This window comes from Streptococcus sp. D7B5, assembly GCF_029691405.1.
In the GTDB taxonomy this organism is placed as follows: Bacteria; Bacillota; Bacilli; order Lactobacillales; family Streptococcaceae; genus Streptococcus.
In genome coordinates, this window is record NZ_CP121467.1 from 504,094 (window position 1) to 519,407 (window position 15,314).

Genomic DNA, 15,314 nt, shown 5'->3' on the forward strand with positions numbered 1-15,314 from the left:
TCTTTCTCCTTAGTCTGCGTAAATATCTTCAAATGCGGATTCAAGCGGTGGGAATGGGCTTTCCTCAGCAAATTTAACAGAAGCTTCTACTGCTGTTTTCACTTGTTCTTGGATTTCTTCCAATTCTTCAGCGCTTGCAATCTTATTTTCAATAAGGTAATTGCGGAGGTTTTCAATTGGGTCTTTTTGTTTCCACAATTCCACTTCTTCGCGAGTACGATATTTACCAGGGTCTGATGATGAGTGACCAAGCCAGCGGTAAGTGACACTTTCAATCAATACAGGACCATTGCCACCACGAACATGGTCTACGGCTTTCTTAAATCCTTCATAGACGTCGATGACATTGTTTCCATCTTCGATAAACATTCCAGGAATTCCATAAGCTGCGCTACGGTGATGAATATGTTCCACGTTAGTCATTTTCTTGATATCCGCAGAGATCCCATAACCGTTGTTAATGCAGTAGAAAATAACAGGAAGTTTCCAAATAGAAGCCATGTTCACTGCTTCGTGGAAGACACCTTCGTTGGTCGCGCCATCTCCAAAGAAGCAAACGACGATTTTTCCAGTATGTTGCATTTGCTGACTGAGGGCTGCACCGACAGCGATTCCCATACCACCACCTACAATACCATTGGCACCAAGGTTACCAGCATCCAGGTCAGCTATATGCATAGAACCACCTTTTCCTTTACAGGTTCCAGTGTATTTCCCGAGGATTTCAGCCATCATTCCATTGAGGTCAATCCCCTTAGCAATAGCTTGCCCGTGTCCACGGTGATTTGAGGTAATCAGATCATCTGGATTAAGAGCCAGCATCGCTCCGACGTTAGCAGCTTCCTCTCCGACAGAAAAGTGAGTCATACCGGGAACTTTCCCCTTTTTCACTAACTGAGCAATTTTTAAGTCCATGCGACGGATTTCTTCCATCTTACGGAACATCTCTAGCAAAAGATTCTTATCTAAAGTTGACATAATCTTGCCTTTCTAACTTTGTACTTACCTTACTATTTTACCTTTTTTAGTATACACTGTCAAAGTATATGGCTATTAAAATTTCACAATATAAAAAAATAAATCCCTGTTAAAACAGGGATTCTCTCTAGTTAGAGCATTATTTCACAAAGTGCTTTTTCAGGATATTTTCCAAAAACTAGCTCAATCTTTTCATTACGGTTTTCAAACGCCATTGATACAAACAACCAGAAACAATCAAGCTGGCAATCAACCCAATCCAGTAAGCAAATGCCCCTAAATCAGTTACCTGATCTAGTAGATATCCTAGTGGTATCGCTACTCCCCAATACCCGATTAATCCAAGATAGAAAGGAACGATAGTATCCTTATACCCTCTTAAAATTCCTTGGAGCGGAGCCGCAAAGGTATCAGCTAGCTGGAAAAAGAGACTGTATGTCAGGAAAACAGCCGTGGTTTCAATGAAGTGAGGGTCATTTCCATATAGACTTGCTACACGATCTCTAAAAATGTAGAGAAAGGACAGGGTAAGACCTGCAAAAATAAGGGCAGTTATTCTCCCCAGACGAGCATAGGTTTTTGCATCATCAAAACGCTTTGCCCCAACCTCATAAGAAACCACTATTGCCATAGCAGAAGAAATGCTCACTGGAAAGGCATACATGAGAGTTGAGAAGTTCATGGCTGACTGGTGGCTAGCGATGATGAGCGATGAAAACTTAGCCATGATCAAGCCAACCACAGAAAAGATAGCTACTTCAGCAAAGACGGTTCCCCCGATTGGTAGACCTAGCCGAACACCTTCCTTGATTTTATCTATATTGAGTGGAATCCGTTTTTCAAGATGTAACGCTTTTAATCTTTTTTGTTTGAACAAAACAAGCAGGGAAATGCCCAATAAAACCCAATAGGCTAGCGAAGTTCCTAGCCCTGCCCCTGCGCCACCAAGCTCTGGGAAACCGAAAGCTCCATATATCAAGAGATAGTTAAAACTACTATTGAGCGGAAGTAATAGGAGCATGAGGTACATAGATAGCTTGGTCAATCCAAGAGAATCCAACAAAGAGCGAATGACACTGAACAGCAACAAGGGAATAATTCCAATAGACAGGTACCAAAGATAGGAAACTGCAACTGCCGCCACTTGAGCTTCTAGTCCGATGTTGGTTAAGACAGGTGGCGCTAAGAATACTACCATTCCAAGCAAGACCAAAGACAGTCCGAAAGCCAAGTAGATAAATTGGTAAAAATCAGATGCTACTTCTTCCTTTTTGCCCCGTCCCAGATGATGGCCTATGATGGGAACCATGGCCGAAACAATCCCTGTTAAAAAAGTAAAGAAAGGATTCCATAGACTCGTTGCGGTTGACACCCCCGCCAAGTCCATGGTATTGTACTGCCCAGTCATGGTTGTATCAACAAAAGAGGCAGAATAATTGGCAAATTGATAGATCAGAATAGGGAAAAATATCTTAAGAAATAAGACAAACTTGTCTTTAAATTGATGGGTTGGATACATATACGCTCTCTATTCTTATAGTTTCTAGAGCAGAATCCCATCTAGTTTTGGTAGACAATTTGTCCCTTGCAGATGGTATATTTAACCTGCCCTTTTAAAGTTTCACCGATAAATGGGGAATTAGCTGCTTTTGACGCAAAATGGGAGTCCACAAGGTGGTCAGCCTTAGCGTCAAAGATAGTGATATCCGCTGGACCATTCTCAGCCAAGTAACCTGCTTCAAAGTTGTAAAGCTTGGCTGGATTGACAGTCATTTTTTCTAGCAATTCCATCAAGCTCAACTCACCAGCTTCCACCAAATAAGTCAAACCAAGAGAAAGAGAGGTTTCCAAACCTGTCATACCAGATGGTGCTTTGGTGATATCTTCAACATTTTTCTCATCTGCATGGTGAGGCGCGTGGTCCGTTGCGATAACTGTGATAACACCTGACTTGAGACCTTCGATAACGGCACGACGGTCTGACTCCAAACGAAGTGGAGGATTCATTTTGGCATTGCTTCCTTGAGTTAAAAGAAGAGCTTCTGTCTTAGAGAAATGCTGTGGCGCTACTTCTGCTGTGACCTGCGCACCTAGTCCTTGAGCAAACTCCACCACCTTGACACTTTCTTCCTTAGACAAATGCTGAATGTGAACATGGGCCTTGGTTGCATAGGCAATCATAACATCGCGCGCAATCATAGCGTACTCAGCCACTCCTGTCGCTCCACAGATATGGAAATGTTCTTTAGCGATGTTTTCGTTAAAGCCAAGAATTCCATTCAAACCTGGATCTTCCTCATGAAGGCAGATAAAGGTATTGAGTTTTTTGGCTTCTACCATTGCTTCCTTAACCACTTTACTACTTTCAAGCGGAATTCCATCATCTGAAAAACCAACGGCTCCAGCTTCTAAAAGAGCCTTAAAGTCTGTCAAGTCTTGGCCATTAAAGTTCTTGGTAATAGTCGCAACTGTCTTGACGTTAATCTTTTCCTTGGCAGCAGACTGGAGAACTTCTTTCAAAGTCTCTACGTCCGAAATGGTTGGACTAGTATTAGCCATCATGACAACCGTTGTAAAACCACCTGCAGCAGCCGCTAGTGCCCCAGTATGGATGTCCTCCTTGTGGGTTTGACCAGGTTCACGGAAATGAACATGAATATCCACTAGTCCAGGCGCAACTACAAGACCAGTAGCATCAATTAGCTCTGCTCCTTCTTCCTTGATTTCGGGAGCAATCTTGACAATTTTCCCATCTTGCACTAAAACATCACACACTTGATCCAAACCAGACTTGGGATCCATTACACGACCATTTTTGATAAGTAGCATCTGCTTTCTCCTTTATTCATAGAAATCGACTTGGGTATCCAATAATTTATCCCCATCATAAACAAACTTGGCTGAAAAGAAGGGTTTGTCCTCTAAAAGCCACTCAACAAAGGTGTGGTCACCTTCCCAAGTTGGCTTGCTCAAAACCTCGTCATAGGGAACCCATTCCAGCGTCCCCTCATTGCAGTCAATCAAGTCACCCTCAAACTCTGTCACCTTAAAAACATAGGTGTACCAGTCTAAATCTGGCGTAAATTCAGGAAAAGTGATAACACCTTTAAGTACTGGCTTGGCTTTGAGACCTGTCTCTTCGAGGATTTCACGCGCAGCGCATTCTTGAGGAGTCTCACCTCGCTCTAGCTTCCCACCAACACCAATCCATTTACCTTCGTGGACATCATTGGGCTTCTTATTGCGATGGAGCATGAGCAGTTCTTTTCCGTTATCAATGTAGCAAATCGTCGCTAACTGAGGCATATTCTCTCCTTATCTAAGCCAATCGATTGGCTCTTGTCCTGTCTCTTTTAAAAATGCATTAGCCTTTGAAAAAGGCTTGGAACCCCAAAATCCTCTATAAACCGATAACGGACTAGGATGGGCTGATTCGATAATCAAGTGGTGAGGATTGGTAACCAAGGCCTTCTTCTTGCGTGCATAAGCACCCCAGAGCACAAAGACTACAGGTCTGTCTAGATTATTGACAACCTGAATCACAGCATCCGTAAAAGGCTCCCAAATCTGCCCAGCATGACCGTTTGCCTGCCCAGCAGGAACCGTCAAGCAAGCATTGAGAAGTAAGACTCCTTGCTCAGCCCAAGTTGTCAAATCATGGGATTCCTTAACGCCAATATCGTCTGCTAATTCTTTCAAGATATTTTGCAATGATGGCGGAGCTGGAATAGCATCTGGAACCGAAAAACTCAAGCCCTGCGCCTGACTTGGTCCGTGATAAGGATCCTGACCCAGAATCACCACCTTAACCTCTTCAAGTGGTGTTGTCAATAGAGCCTGAAAAACTTTTTCCTTAGGCGGGTACACAGTTCCTTGAGCATAGACTTGCTCCATAAACTGATTGATTTTCCCAAAATAACCCTCAGGTAATCGCTCCTTAATCAAAGCATGCCAAGATGAGTGTCGCATCTTTCTCTCCTTTATCGTATCCATCTAAAAGCACGTCTTAATTCATCCGTACCATTTTTAAAAAAGCATAAACCATGTGCAAGTATGATTTTATCCGGTTTCCAGTTTAACATACGAGAAAAAGAAACCTTTGCCTCTATTTGTCTTCTAAAAAAAGTCATCCTATAATCGATAGGAGTTTGTCCATCAGGAGCTGTTACACGGGCTAAACGATAGATTTTTCTTCGGATTGGACTAGCTATCTTTTCCGATTCAAAATTCTCTATAAGGTCCGTTACAATGAGTGTTTTAGTTGATTTATGAAAAAACACCACTTCTTCAATCATAGAACTACCCTTAAAAATAAGCTGATCAATATCATCAGACCATAGGTCAGGAGCCTTATCTGTTAAGGGAGCATCGAATACCACCTTGACATTCTGACTTTTCGCTCTCTCTTCAACTCCTGGACTAGACCATGTTTGCGCATGAGGATATCTTTTTTTCCAATCTGCAATATAGGCATAGTGAATCTTATTTGGAGAAATCAGGTAAGCGACTCTGCCCAAAGCATCCAGTTCAGTAAAGAGCTCCTCGTTTGGCGCGATTGGAGAATGAATCCAAAGTTTTCCATCCTTTAACTTAACCACCGTCATACGTGTCTGAAAAGGTAGTTTGAAGACCTTCATATCCATTTGAATCAAATCACCGTCTACTATCCAGATATTTTGATCAACTTCCTTTAGTGTATACAATGGTTCATAAAGAGAAAGTTCTGGTCTTGACATCGTTTACTATTCCTTTATTTTTACTGCCTCTATTATAGCAAAAAGTGGCTATTGAAACCACTTTTTACAGTTCTTATATACTGTTATTGATCCTAGTATTGGACATTAGTATTTACAGTATCAATCAGCTATTAGAAACTTTTCGATTGTATCAATAGCATAGGAAAGTTGATTATTTACTGACATCATCCGTTCAAGATTAGCGTCCATATAGTAGAGCTCAGATAAACCACCCCTAGGGAGAAAGAGTGAATAGTGGATATTCATCTTCTCTCGAGTACTTAGTTCTATATGATTGCTTATGAAATACTTTAACTCTTTTAACGAATTCACTTGAGCATTCACGCCTTCTAACTGATACTGCTCGATGAGGGTTAGTAAGTTGTCAATCTCTTCAATGACTTTAGTTTCCATATCAACACCTCTTAGGAAGATCACTAGATAGTATCTAAACAATCCAGTAAGTCTTGGTAGGAATGGACTTCGTAAGTCGGTTGGGCAGGTGTATGATTTTCGAGGTGATGAGGATTGTACCAGATAGTGTCAATCCCTGCATTATTGCCTCCTTGAATATCAGCCGTTAAGGAATCTCCGATCATCAGCGTCTTTTCTTTACTAAATCCTACAATCTGCTGACCGATTTTTTCATAGAATAGTGCATCAGGCTTTTGCGTCTGCAACTGTTCAGAGATAAAGACTTGGTTGAAATAGGGAGCCAGACCAGATTGAGCCAGACGACCCGTCTGAATAGCAGTAATGCCATTTGTCGCAGCGTACAGCTCATAATCACGCTCAATGAGACAGTCCAAAAGTTCATGAGCTCCCGAAAGGATTTGTCCTTGCTGGGCTAGAAAAAACTGGTAACGCTGAGCAAGTAACCTACCGTCTTTCTCCAGTCCAAAATGAGCAAACAAACGTAAAAAGCGCGTGTTAACCAGTTCTTGTTTACTGATTTTCTTTTGTTCCAAGTCCTTCCAGAGAGCCTTGTTCATAGGAACATAATAGTCTTTATAGGCTTGAATGTCTGCAACTCCTTCTTCTTTTAAAAGTTGCGTCAGTGCCACATCCTCAGCAGCATCAAAATCAAGCAAGGTGTGATCGAGATCGAAAAGTAGAAATTTGTAGGACATTGAGTTTCCTTTCTGAAAATTCATTAAGAACATTATAGCATAAATGAACCTTTGATTTATTGAGTTTCAAATACTTTTTACACTCACATTTTGACCGTGCTCAAGTGCAAATCTAAAACTAGTCAGCAAAACTTCTATTAAATCTTTTCCGGAACTCGTTATGAAATAATGTGATAAATTTGTTATATGCTCTGCGATATTATTTCCCCAAGGAGGAGTGAGTGACAAATCTTCAAAATCCCATATAACATCCTGAGGGAGAAATTTTTTCAACTCCTCTTGGATAGATACCAACTCAGCTATTCCTCTTTCAACAGATTCAAAAGGAACATCTCCCCAGTAAAGCTTATTCATTATTACTGGGTATCTACTTCCCCACTCATTATTCTCTAAGCGAACATAAATAGTCGAAAAGAATGAATTAAAAAGACTCCCTTCTCCTATAGTCCACCAATTATAACCAACCATTAACCCTACAGACATAGATATTCTCCTACTCATTTTTAATATTATTTAACGTCAACTAAAGTTTTATATTGATAGTATCTAAAACATACATTCATTCCCCCTACCCCAACTCCTTGGCTATTCTGCTTTTTTCAAGTTTTCCCTTGGTAATTCGTTTCCATAAAACAAGAGGGTTCAAACTATAAGATAGGCGTAGGAGGAAATAATTAACCCATTCGATAAGGGCAAAAAGCTGTATCAACGTGGCTAAGATAGTCACTAGGACACTCTGTGCATTCCAGACAATAAAAGGAAAGCCTGAAATAAGTAAAACGAGGTCTAGTATTCTGAGCACACCATATAGTTTAGGGACATTTTCACTTCCGAACTGAGGTTTCGAGAGTCTTCTAATCAAAATCGCCCAATAGATTGAACCTTGAAGCAAAATAAATGTCAGTAAAGACAACGGATGAAGAATAGAGATCAAACCATTCCAATCACCAAGCCTATTTTTCAAAAGGAAAAAACAAAACCAAATAGATAGGACGGCTGTGAACTCTCCCAAACAGAGGGACATCAACTCTTTTCTAACTTTCTCTTTTTGTATGTTCATCATCTCACCCATCTATCTATCATCCTATATCAGAAAAAAGCCATTCGATCCATTTTCTAGTCAACATTTCTCAGAATCAAGTCATTCTAAGTATCGAACAGTATAATCACTTTAATATAAATTCAATTCTAAGTTTAGAATTGCATTTGTATATATTTTTTAGATCTATTCTAAGTCTATGACAGCTTTAAATTTTAATTTTTGAAGGATTCTAAAGCTAGAAGAGCTCAAAAATCACGAGAACTAAGCTATTCGAAGCTTAGAAGAAGATTTTCCAACCTTCATAAACTCTTCAATTAACGTTTCTTACAATTTTTCTGATGAGCTTTGAGTTTTTTCAGAGCCCAGTCATAGTGACTGGAGGTGCTACTGACAAAGTAGGAACCTAGACTTGTCCCACCCGTCCATTTATAGGTACCTTTTGTGAACAATTCGTCATTGCTGAAGCCTTCCATTAACTCTAAAACCTTTTTATGCGATTGATTGAGGAGTTTGGTCGCTTCTTCTACGGACGTTTTCTGATGCTTCTTCCAAATAGCGACATTCATTTCCCCATAAGTTTTCCAATTATAAGGTTCAGGGAGAAAAGTTCTTTCTTGACCTTTTTGATTAGAATGTACCCAAGTTAAAAGTAATTGCTGCCATTCATATAGATGGATCAAAACATCCCGTAGATTTTTATCTCTATTCCAGTGAGCTTCTTTTTTCTTTTGGTCTTTTGAAAAATCAAAAGGAGTCTGTAGCTCCTCTTCACTTAATTTAGATATAAAGTGATTGAGCTTTTCATAGTTTTCCTTAGAGGCTAACACTAGCTCCTCTTTCGTTTTTGGTCTAGGCATGGGAGTTCTCCCTTCATCTTCAACTAGAATAAGCTATTTTCTTACTTCATTATACCATAATCAAAAAGCAGTTCTTCATTTTACGAAAAGCTGCTTTTACTAACTATTTTTTTATGCTTATAGTCACTACTTTACATATAAATCTCTAAAACGACCATCCACTTCAGCCATCTGATAAAGCAAGTGGGCTAGTTCTTGATAATCTTCTTTTAAACATGAAAGATGGGCTTGGCTAAATAGAGTAGCCAATTCTTCTTTTAATCTTGCCCCTTTCGGATCATGATCTTTTAAGAACTTACTGAGATAGAGATTTCGAACAGCTGCAAGTTTAAAGCTAAAATACTGGTGCAGTTGTCTTTGCTCCGTATTTAAGCCGTTTTCAGCAACTACTTTTGCATAGCATTCCAACACACCACTTTGACCATTCAGATATCGGGTCTTCATAATCCTTGCTGTTTCTTGATAGATTTCAGTCTGACTAGGACTCTTGACCTTCTTAAAATTTCCCCACATGGAGTAGGCTCCGCGCTTATAGTCAATAGCCTCTGCCTTCCATGCTTCTAGTATGTCATTAAAAGCAACCTTCATACAGGCAAAACCAGCTGGATCGTGCAAATAGAGGTACTGATCATCAATGTCATACACGGTTACAAAGTGATCCACACCATAAAGGATTGTGTGATTGGGATTGTAGGTCAGATGGCCCATATCAAGAGGCCCCAGTACGACAGATCCATTGGACAGAAATGTTTCCAACTTTCCTTTAATCTCTTCCAAATCTACTTCCGCTCCATCTTTTAGATAGAAATCCTCATAGTCAAACCCTAGTATTTTTAAGGAATGGGAGATGGAAAGGTCTGGCATTCCATTATCAAAGAATACTAGAGGGTGCTCCTCATCTTCCTTTACGATACTAGCGCCATTTCCCATCACCATAATTGCCTCTAAAAAATCTGCTTTAAAGTCATAACCATAGGTTTCTAGTGCCATTGCCAATGAATAGCTATAGCAAAGTGACACATCTCCAAAATACATCTGCATATTCATGCCTCCTTATCTTCTATGGGACTATTATACCGAGAAAACTATTCTCATGCCCCATAAAATCCAAACAAAAAATAGGGCATGTTTGCTTTACGGACATGAATTTCCACAATAAAAGACTCTGTAAAAGATATCTTCTACAGAGTTAGTTTTGCATCTTTATAAAATATCAGAAAATTATCTAGTCCTTGATCACTGGTATCCAGAGTTCCATTTGATAGTCTGGTGACGACATGTCGCCTTCGGAATAGACTTCAAAATCTGGAGCACCTGAATGACGATAGCCAGTTTCGGGGAAAAAAATCTCTAGAACATATTTCCAAGCATGGTGAATGCTTTCTGGTATTGGGCCTTTGACTGGTACGATAGCATATTCAGCTTCTGCGATTTCTTTGATTGATAGACCCAGTTCTTCTGCTTTAGCTTTATCCGTCACATCATAGGCAGCTATATAGTTGATAATTTCGCCTTCTTTGACATCCGAGCAGACACCGAGAGATTGGCCACTGCCCAGACTTTCTAGGCTTTCTAAGCTGTGATGAGCATAGAGATACTCCCAAGCAGACGGGCATTTGCTATTGTCAATAGCTTCCAATAGGACGCCTGCCACGGTAAATACAGGCTTCTTTTGAATCTTGATATCCATGTTCTTTCCTCCTGTGATTTTTAAGGATAATTGAAGCTTAGGAAAGACCCGATAAGGTTTTCCATTTCGAACTTCTGAGGGAGTTTCCCCATGGAATTTCTTAAAGGCTGAGCTGAAGGCATCAGAAGACTCATAGCCGTATTTCAGTGCTATATCAATGACTTTCTCAGTGCTTCCCCTCAAGTCTGTCACTGCTTCTGACAGCCTGCGATTGCGCAAGTATTCTGCTAATGTCATATCTGCCAGGATAGAAAATAGCCTGCTAAAGAGAGGGTAAGAATAGCCCGATAGCTGCTGAAATCTTTTCATATCCACTTCTCCAGTCAGTTGCTGCTCCAAATAATCCATGGTTTGATTGAATTGATGCATCATATTCTTCTTTTCTTACCTCCATAAGATACAAAGGTCGTTAAAAGCAAAGTGAAAATTGGAAAATTATCGCTGGTTCTTCTGATTCTAGGTAATTTCTTCTTTTTCGCATAGCTTTTAGTCCGTGTTCAATTCTATCTATATTCTAACAAATACAAGATATTTCCACCCTAGAATCTTTGGACAAGATTTAAAGGTGTAAATTCTATAACTTATCTTTTAATTTCTCAACAAAGAGATAGGCTGCAGGGCAGGTCAAGGTATTCTTAATTGTCAAATGATTAATTTGATGGATTTTTTTACGATCTGTATGGGGGAATTCACGACAGGCCTTGGGACGAACGTCGTAGATTGAGCAGAGATTATCTCCTCCTAGAAAGGGGCAAGGCATGGATTTGAAAACCTTATCACCATCTTCATCTACCTGCAGAAACTCCGCTTCAAAAGCTGGTAATTTCATCTTAAAGTACTTAGCAATACTGGTAATATCGGCTTCCTTAAAGTCAGGCCCCAATGTCTTGCAACAGTTAGCACAGGCAGTACAATCAATCTCATCAAAAACTTCTTGGTGAATCTGCTGTGCAATCTTATCTAGATTCTTTGGTGGTTTTTTCTTTAGATTAGCTAACACTTTGCGGTGCTCCTTCTGCTTTTGCAGTGCTAGTTGGTGGTAATACTCGATATCAATCTCTTTAGACATAATTTCTTCCTAATACAAGTGTTTTTGTTTATTATACCATAAACTCTGCTCTTTTCTTATCCCCTTGAACAGAAAAAAGCCCTTCGGATAAAATCCGAGGGGCTTAAAACGTTGTTAAATCAACGATTATTTTTTCAAGTTGTAGAATGATTTCAATCCACGGTATTCAGCTACTTCACCAAGTTGGTCTTCGATACGAAGCAATTGGTTGTACTTAGCGATACGGTCTGTACGTGAAAGTGAACCAGTCTTGATTTGTCCTGCGTTAGTTGCAACTGCGATGTCAGCGATTGTTGAATCTTCAGTTTCACCTGAACGGTGTGATACAACTGCAGTGTAACCAGCTTCTTTAGCCATTTCGATAGCTTCGAAAGTTTCAGTAAGAGTACCGATTTGGTTAACTTTGATAAGGATTGAGTTAGCAGCACCTTCTTGGATACCACGTGCAAGGTAGTCAGTGTTTGTTACGAAGAAGTCGTCACCAACAAGTTGAACTTTCTTACCAAGACGTTCAGTAAGAGCTTTCCATCCATCCCAGTCGTTTTCATCCATACCATCTTCGATAGTGATGATTGGGTATTTGTTAACCAATTCTTCAAGGTAGTCGATTTGTTCTGCAGATGTACGAACAGCAGCGCCTTCACCTTCAAATTTAGTGTAGTCGTAAACTTTACGTTCTTTATCGTAGAATTCTGAAGATGCACAGTCAAATCCGATAAATACGTCTTTACCTGGAACGTATCCAGCAGCTTCAATCGCAGCAAGGATAGTTTCAACACCATCTTCAGTTCCTTCGAAACGAGGAGCGAATCCACCTTCGTCACCTACGGCAGTTTCCAAACCACGTGATTTAAGGATTTTCTTAAGAGCGTGGAAGATTTCAGCACCGTAACGAAGAGCTTCTTTAAATGTTGGCGCACCAACTGGCAAGATCATGAACTCTTGGAAAGCGATTGGAGCGTCAGAGTGAGAACCACCGTTGATGATGTTCATCATTGGAGTTGGAAGAACTTTAGTGTTGAATCCACCAAGGTAGCTGTAAAGTGGGATTTCAAGGTAGTCAGCAGCAGCGCGAGCTACAGCAATAGACACACCAAGAATTGCGTTTGCACCCAATTTACCTTTGTTAGGAGTACCGTCAAGTGCGATCATAGCACGGTCGATAGCTTGTTGGTCACGTACATCGTAGCCGATGATTGCTTCAGCGATGATGTTGTTTACGTTGTCAACAGCTTTTTGTGTACCAAGACCACCGTAACGAGATTTGTCACCGTCGCGAAGTTCAACTGCTTCGTGTTCACCAGTAGAAGCTCCTGATGGAACCATACCACGTCCGAAAGCACCTGATTCAGTATAAACTTCTACTTCAAGTGTTGGGTTACCGCGTGAGTCTAGGACTTCGCGAGCGTAAACATCAGTAATAATTGACATTTTTTACTCTCCTTTGAGTTAAATTTTTTACACCTCTATGATACCTTAAAAACAAGCGTTTTTCAAGAAAAAACGTTATCTTTGTGCAAATTTTCCTTAACTTTATAAAGTAATCGCTTTCTTTTGTCTGTTTTCATGCGATTTTTGTGATATACTGTTTTTATGACAGATTTATCAAAACAACTACTAGAAAAAGCTCATGGTGGGCCGAAATTAAACCCAGATGAACAACGCCGCTATCTCGGAACTTTTGAGGAAAGAGTTCTTGGCTACGCTGATATCAGTACTGCCAATAGTCCTGAATTAGAACATGGATTTTTCTCTATTTTAGAAAGTTTTCAAGAAAAGGTAGAGGCACTTTTTGTGAAGATCTCTCCAAATATAGAGTTTGACAAACAGGTATTTTACTTAAAACAAGCAAAGGAAAGCAACTGCCAGGCGACTATTGTTTCAGATGATCATATCACCTCTCCTTTCGGCCTTGTCATTCACACGAACAAACCTGTTCAAGTAGATGAAAAAGACCTTAGACTTGCATTCTCGAATCTCTGGGAGGAGAAAAAGACAGAAACTCCTAAAAAATCAATCTGGAAAAAATGGTTAGGTTAATCCTTCCTCATATTTAATAAATGACCGATATTAGTAGCTGTGTGCTCCAAATAGAGACTTGCATTCTTCAAACTATTCTCTAAAGGTTCACTTTTCTCTAAAATGGAAAATGCTGCTTGTATATTTTCAAATGGTAGGGGAGGCAAATCGTCAGCAAGACTACCACAAATAGCAATAACTGGAACTCTGTTAGGGGTTCTTTTTGCTACACCGATAGGAGCTTTCCCAGCGAAGCTTTGACTATCCAGTCTGCCCTCTCCAACAATAACCAAGTCGGCATCTGAAACTTTCTTGTCAAAGTCTATCAAATCCAAGCAAGTATCAATTCCAGATACGATACAGGCCTCAGCAAAAGCACATAGCCCAGCAGCAATACCCCCACCTGCCCCTGCTCCTTTAAGAGAGAGGGTTGATGGTGAAAATTTTTCATAGAACCGCTGTATAGCCAAATCTACTGTCTCAAACAAAGCAGGATTCAAGCCCTTTTGTTTTCCAAATGTATAGGTCGCCCCTTGATGACCACATAAAAGGCTCACGACATCTGCTAAAATGCGGATTTTCACATCTTCAGGAATCCTATACAACTTGCTATTTGAAACTGACTCAAACTCAAGCAAAGTCTGACCGCAAGCTGGCAATTCCTTTCCATTCTTATCATAAAAACGATAACCTAAACCCGCAGCAATGCCTATCCCACCGTCATTACTTGCCGTACCACCAACTCCGATATAGATTTCTTTCATCCCTTGATCAACGAGATGGCGAATCAACTCTCCGATACCTCTGGTTTGGATATGGAGAGGGTTTCGTTTCTCCTGCGGAATCTTCCCAAGACCAACCAAGTCAGCAACTTCAAAGAGCGCTATTTGACCTTTTTGAAAGTAGCGCATTGATTCTTTTTGGCCAAAAGGTCCAGTCACCTCTTGCCATTTTTCTTCTAGGTCAAGAGAATGTCGAATAGCATCTACAGTTCCTTCCCCACCATCACCTACAGGGCAAAGCAGACATTCTACATCTGCTATCGATTTTTGGAAGCCCCTTTCTATAGCTTGAGCGACCTCTTCTGCCGTCAAACTTTCTTTAAAAGAATCGGGTGCAATTACAATTTTCATAGTTCCCTCTCATTCTAAGAAATCAATCAAAGGTAGAACTTCTAAAAAATCCCTCGTATCTACATGACAAGCTATCTCGGATTTTACGACCTCTTTGGAACAAAAGGCTATACCGTAACCTGCTGAATTTAACATCAAGAGGTCATTGGCACCATCACCGATAGCAATCGTTCTTTCTTTGGGAAGTCCTAATTCCTTTCTCCATTTCTCAAGAGTGGCTTGTTTTTCTTGAGCTGTCACAATTTCACCAACTAGTCGACCTGTTAAAAAACCGTCTTTGACTTCTAACTGGTTGGCGGAGAGATAGGAAATACCAAGGGATTTTGCTAATCTCTTAACTATTGGTGCAAATCCACCAGACACTAGACCGACTAGAATACCCTTCTTTTGAAGTATGGAGATAAATTCTTGAGCATTCTTAGACAGATGAATGGATTTGAAAACAGTATCAAAGACTGAAATCGGAAGACCTTCTAACAAAGCCACTCTCGCTCGTAAACTCCTTTCAAAGTCCAGTTCACCTCGCATTGCCTGGCTTGTGATCTGCGATATTTCTTCTTCGCAACCTGCTTCTTTTCCTAAAAGATCAATCACCTCTTCTGCTATCAGGGTGCCGTCAACGTCCATGACACACAAGCCTTTTTCTTGAGACATAAGCTT

Annotated in this window: 18 protein-coding genes; 1 reads left to right on the forward strand and 17 read right to left on the reverse strand. The window is 40.3% G+C overall.

From position 1 onward, the window contains the following. Positions 1 to 9 precede the first annotated feature (9 nt). From P8P68_RS02415 to eno, 15 genes are all read right to left on the reverse strand, one after another. Positions 10 to 978 carry a thiamine pyrophosphate-dependent dehydrogenase E1 component subunit alpha gene (locus P8P68_RS02415; protein WP_278276091.1) on the reverse strand — a complete coding sequence of 323 codons (969 nt, stop codon included), beginning with the start codon at positions 976 to 978 and terminating at the stop codon, positions 10 to 12. 178 nt (positions 979 to 1,156) lie between these two features. After that, a complete protein-coding gene (locus P8P68_RS02420) occupies positions 1,157 to 2,497 on the reverse strand; it encodes an MATE family efflux transporter (RefSeq protein WP_278276092.1) in 1,341 nt (446 codons plus the stop codon). A 41-nt stretch (positions 2,498 to 2,538) separates the two neighbouring features. Continuing rightward, positions 2,539 to 3,807: a dihydroorotase gene (locus tag P8P68_RS02425; protein WP_278276093.1), complete on the reverse strand. Its 1,269-nt coding sequence runs from the start codon at positions 3,805 to 3,807 to the stop codon at positions 2,539 to 2,541. Between the two features lie 12 nt (positions 3,808 to 3,819). Further along, positions 3,820 to 4,284, reverse strand: a complete 465-nt coding sequence (locus P8P68_RS02430; RefSeq protein ID WP_001135768.1) for an 8-oxo-dGTP diphosphatase — start codon at positions 4,282 to 4,284, stop codon at positions 3,820 to 3,822. 9 nt (positions 4,285 to 4,293) lie between these two features. Beyond that, positions 4,294 to 4,947, reverse strand: coding sequence for a uracil-DNA glycosylase (locus P8P68_RS02435; protein ID WP_278276094.1), 654 nt, complete (start codon positions 4,945 to 4,947; stop codon positions 4,294 to 4,296). Between the two features lie 11 nt (positions 4,948 to 4,958). Continuing rightward, positions 4,959 to 5,714: a DUF4336 domain-containing protein gene (locus tag P8P68_RS02440; RefSeq protein ID WP_278276095.1), complete on the reverse strand. Its 756-nt coding sequence runs from the start codon at positions 5,712 to 5,714 to the stop codon at positions 4,959 to 4,961. Between the two features lie 120 nt (positions 5,715 to 5,834). Then, positions 5,835 to 6,128, reverse strand: a complete 294-nt coding sequence (locus P8P68_RS02445; protein WP_278276096.1) for a hypothetical protein — start codon at positions 6,126 to 6,128, stop codon at positions 5,835 to 5,837. Between the two features lie 23 nt (positions 6,129 to 6,151). Further along, positions 6,152 to 6,844, reverse strand: coding sequence for a YjjG family noncanonical pyrimidine nucleotidase (locus tag P8P68_RS02450; RefSeq protein WP_278276097.1), 693 nt, complete (start codon positions 6,842 to 6,844; stop codon positions 6,152 to 6,154). A gap of 66 nt (positions 6,845 to 6,910) precedes the next feature. Further along, positions 6,911 to 7,327: an immunity 70 family protein gene (locus P8P68_RS02455; RefSeq protein WP_000110626.1), complete on the reverse strand. Its 417-nt coding sequence runs from the start codon at positions 7,325 to 7,327 to the stop codon at positions 6,911 to 6,913. A gap of 85 nt (positions 7,328 to 7,412) precedes the next feature. After that, a complete protein-coding gene (locus tag P8P68_RS02460) occupies positions 7,413 to 7,916 on the reverse strand; it encodes a hypothetical protein (protein WP_000504319.1) in 504 nt (167 codons plus the stop codon). A gap of 284 nt (positions 7,917 to 8,200) precedes the next feature. Next, on the reverse strand, positions 8,201 to 8,743 hold the full coding sequence (locus P8P68_RS02465) for a ClbS/DfsB family four-helix bundle protein (protein ID WP_042902251.1): 543 nt from the start codon (positions 8,741 to 8,743) through the stop codon (positions 8,201 to 8,203). Between the two features lie 126 nt (positions 8,744 to 8,869). After that, positions 8,870 to 9,784 (reverse strand): peptidase, encoded by a 915-nt coding sequence (locus P8P68_RS02470; protein ID WP_247924136.1) that lies wholly within the window; start codon positions 9,782 to 9,784, stop codon positions 8,870 to 8,872. 184 nt (positions 9,785 to 9,968) lie between these two features. Then, positions 9,969 to 10,805 carry an AraC family transcriptional regulator gene (locus tag P8P68_RS02475; protein ID WP_247924137.1) on the reverse strand — a complete coding sequence of 279 codons (837 nt, stop codon included), beginning with the start codon at positions 10,803 to 10,805 and terminating at the stop codon, positions 9,969 to 9,971. Between the two features lie 202 nt (positions 10,806 to 11,007). Continuing rightward, positions 11,008 to 11,502 (reverse strand): YkgJ family cysteine cluster protein, encoded by a 495-nt coding sequence (locus P8P68_RS02480; protein ID WP_247924138.1) that lies wholly within the window; start codon positions 11,500 to 11,502, stop codon positions 11,008 to 11,010. Positions 11,503 to 11,628: 126 nt separating this feature from the next. Beyond that, positions 11,629 to 12,933 (reverse strand): surface-displayed alpha-enolase, encoded by a 1,305-nt coding sequence (gene eno, locus P8P68_RS02485; RefSeq protein WP_000022813.1) that lies wholly within the window; start codon positions 12,931 to 12,933, stop codon positions 11,629 to 11,631. Between the two features lie 162 nt (positions 12,934 to 13,095). On the opposite strand from eno, the gene P8P68_RS02490 reads away from it, so the two are divergent. Next, complete coding sequence (locus tag P8P68_RS02490; protein WP_084857474.1) at positions 13,096 to 13,542, forward strand: DUF1694 domain-containing protein; 447 nt, start codon at positions 13,096 to 13,098, stop codon at positions 13,540 to 13,542. Here P8P68_RS02490 and P8P68_RS02495 read toward each other — a convergent pair. After that, positions 13,539 to 14,654 carry a glycerate kinase gene (locus P8P68_RS02495; protein WP_278276098.1) on the reverse strand — a complete coding sequence of 372 codons (1,116 nt, stop codon included), beginning with the start codon at positions 14,652 to 14,654 and terminating at the stop codon, positions 13,539 to 13,541. The two genes, P8P68_RS02490 and P8P68_RS02495, sit on opposite strands and share 4 nt — an antisense overlap. 9 nt (positions 14,655 to 14,663) lie before the next feature. Next, positions 14,664 to 15,308, reverse strand: a complete 645-nt coding sequence (serB, locus tag P8P68_RS02500; RefSeq protein WP_084944544.1) for a phosphoserine phosphatase SerB — start codon at positions 15,306 to 15,308, stop codon at positions 14,664 to 14,666. Between the last annotated feature and the right edge of the window lie 6 nt (positions 15,309 to 15,314).

What these genes read in the sequence shown, in the direction of transcription:
- P8P68_RS02495 (WP_278276098.1), bottom strand. Translation starts at nt 14,654, where the DNA reads ATGAAAATTGTAATTGCACCCGATTCTTTTAAAGAAAGTTTGACGGCA.
- P8P68_RS02445 (WP_278276096.1), bottom strand. Translation starts at nt 6,128, where the DNA reads ATGGAAACTAAAGTCATTGAAGAGATTGACAACTTACTAACCCTCATC.
- P8P68_RS02420 (WP_278276092.1), bottom strand. Translation starts at nt 2,497, where the DNA reads ATGTATCCAACCCATCAATTTAAAGACAAGTTTGTCTTATTTCTTAAG.
- P8P68_RS02460 (WP_000504319.1), bottom strand. Translation starts at nt 7,916, where the DNA reads ATGGGTGAGATGATGAACATACAAAAAGAGAAAGTTAGAAAAGAGTTG.
- P8P68_RS02440 (WP_278276095.1), bottom strand. Translation starts at nt 5,714, where the DNA reads ATGTCAAGACCAGAACTTTCTCTTTATGAACCATTGTATACACTAAAG.
- P8P68_RS02430 (WP_001135768.1), bottom strand. Translation starts at nt 4,284, where the DNA reads ATGCCTCAGTTAGCGACGATTTGCTACATTGATAACGGAAAAGAACTG.
- serB (WP_084944544.1), bottom strand. Translation starts at nt 15,308, where the DNA reads ATGTCTCAAGAAAAAGGCTTGTGTGTCATGGACGTTGACGGCACCCTG.
- P8P68_RS02435 (WP_278276094.1), bottom strand. Translation starts at nt 4,947, where the DNA reads ATGCGACACTCATCTTGGCATGCTTTGATTAAGGAGCGATTACCTGAG.
- P8P68_RS02470 (WP_247924136.1), bottom strand. Translation starts at nt 9,784, where the DNA reads ATGCAGATGTATTTTGGAGATGTGTCACTTTGCTATAGCTATTCATTG.
- P8P68_RS02450 (WP_278276097.1), bottom strand. Translation starts at nt 6,844, where the DNA reads ATGTCCTACAAATTTCTACTTTTCGATCTCGATCACACCTTGCTTGAT.
- P8P68_RS02490 (WP_084857474.1), top strand. Translation starts at nt 13,096, where the DNA reads ATGACAGATTTATCAAAACAACTACTAGAAAAAGCTCATGGTGGGCCG.
- P8P68_RS02465 (WP_042902251.1), bottom strand. Translation starts at nt 8,743, where the DNA reads ATGCCTAGACCAAAAACGAAAGAGGAGCTAGTGTTAGCCTCTAAGGAA.
- P8P68_RS02455 (WP_000110626.1), bottom strand. Translation starts at nt 7,327, where the DNA reads ATGTCTGTAGGGTTAATGGTTGGTTATAATTGGTGGACTATAGGAGAA.
- P8P68_RS02415 (WP_278276091.1), bottom strand. Translation starts at nt 978, where the DNA reads ATGTCAACTTTAGATAAGAATCTTTTGCTAGAGATGTTCCGTAAGATG.
- P8P68_RS02480 (WP_247924138.1), bottom strand. Translation starts at nt 11,502, where the DNA reads ATGTCTAAAGAGATTGATATCGAGTATTACCACCAACTAGCACTGCAA.
- eno (WP_000022813.1), bottom strand. Translation starts at nt 12,933, where the DNA reads ATGTCAATTATTACTGATGTTTACGCTCGCGAAGTCCTAGACTCACGC.
- P8P68_RS02475 (WP_247924137.1), bottom strand. Translation starts at nt 10,805, where the DNA reads ATGATGCATCAATTCAATCAAACCATGGATTATTTGGAGCAGCAACTG.
- P8P68_RS02425 (WP_278276093.1), bottom strand. Translation starts at nt 3,807, where the DNA reads ATGCTACTTATCAAAAATGGTCGTGTAATGGATCCCAAGTCTGGTTTG.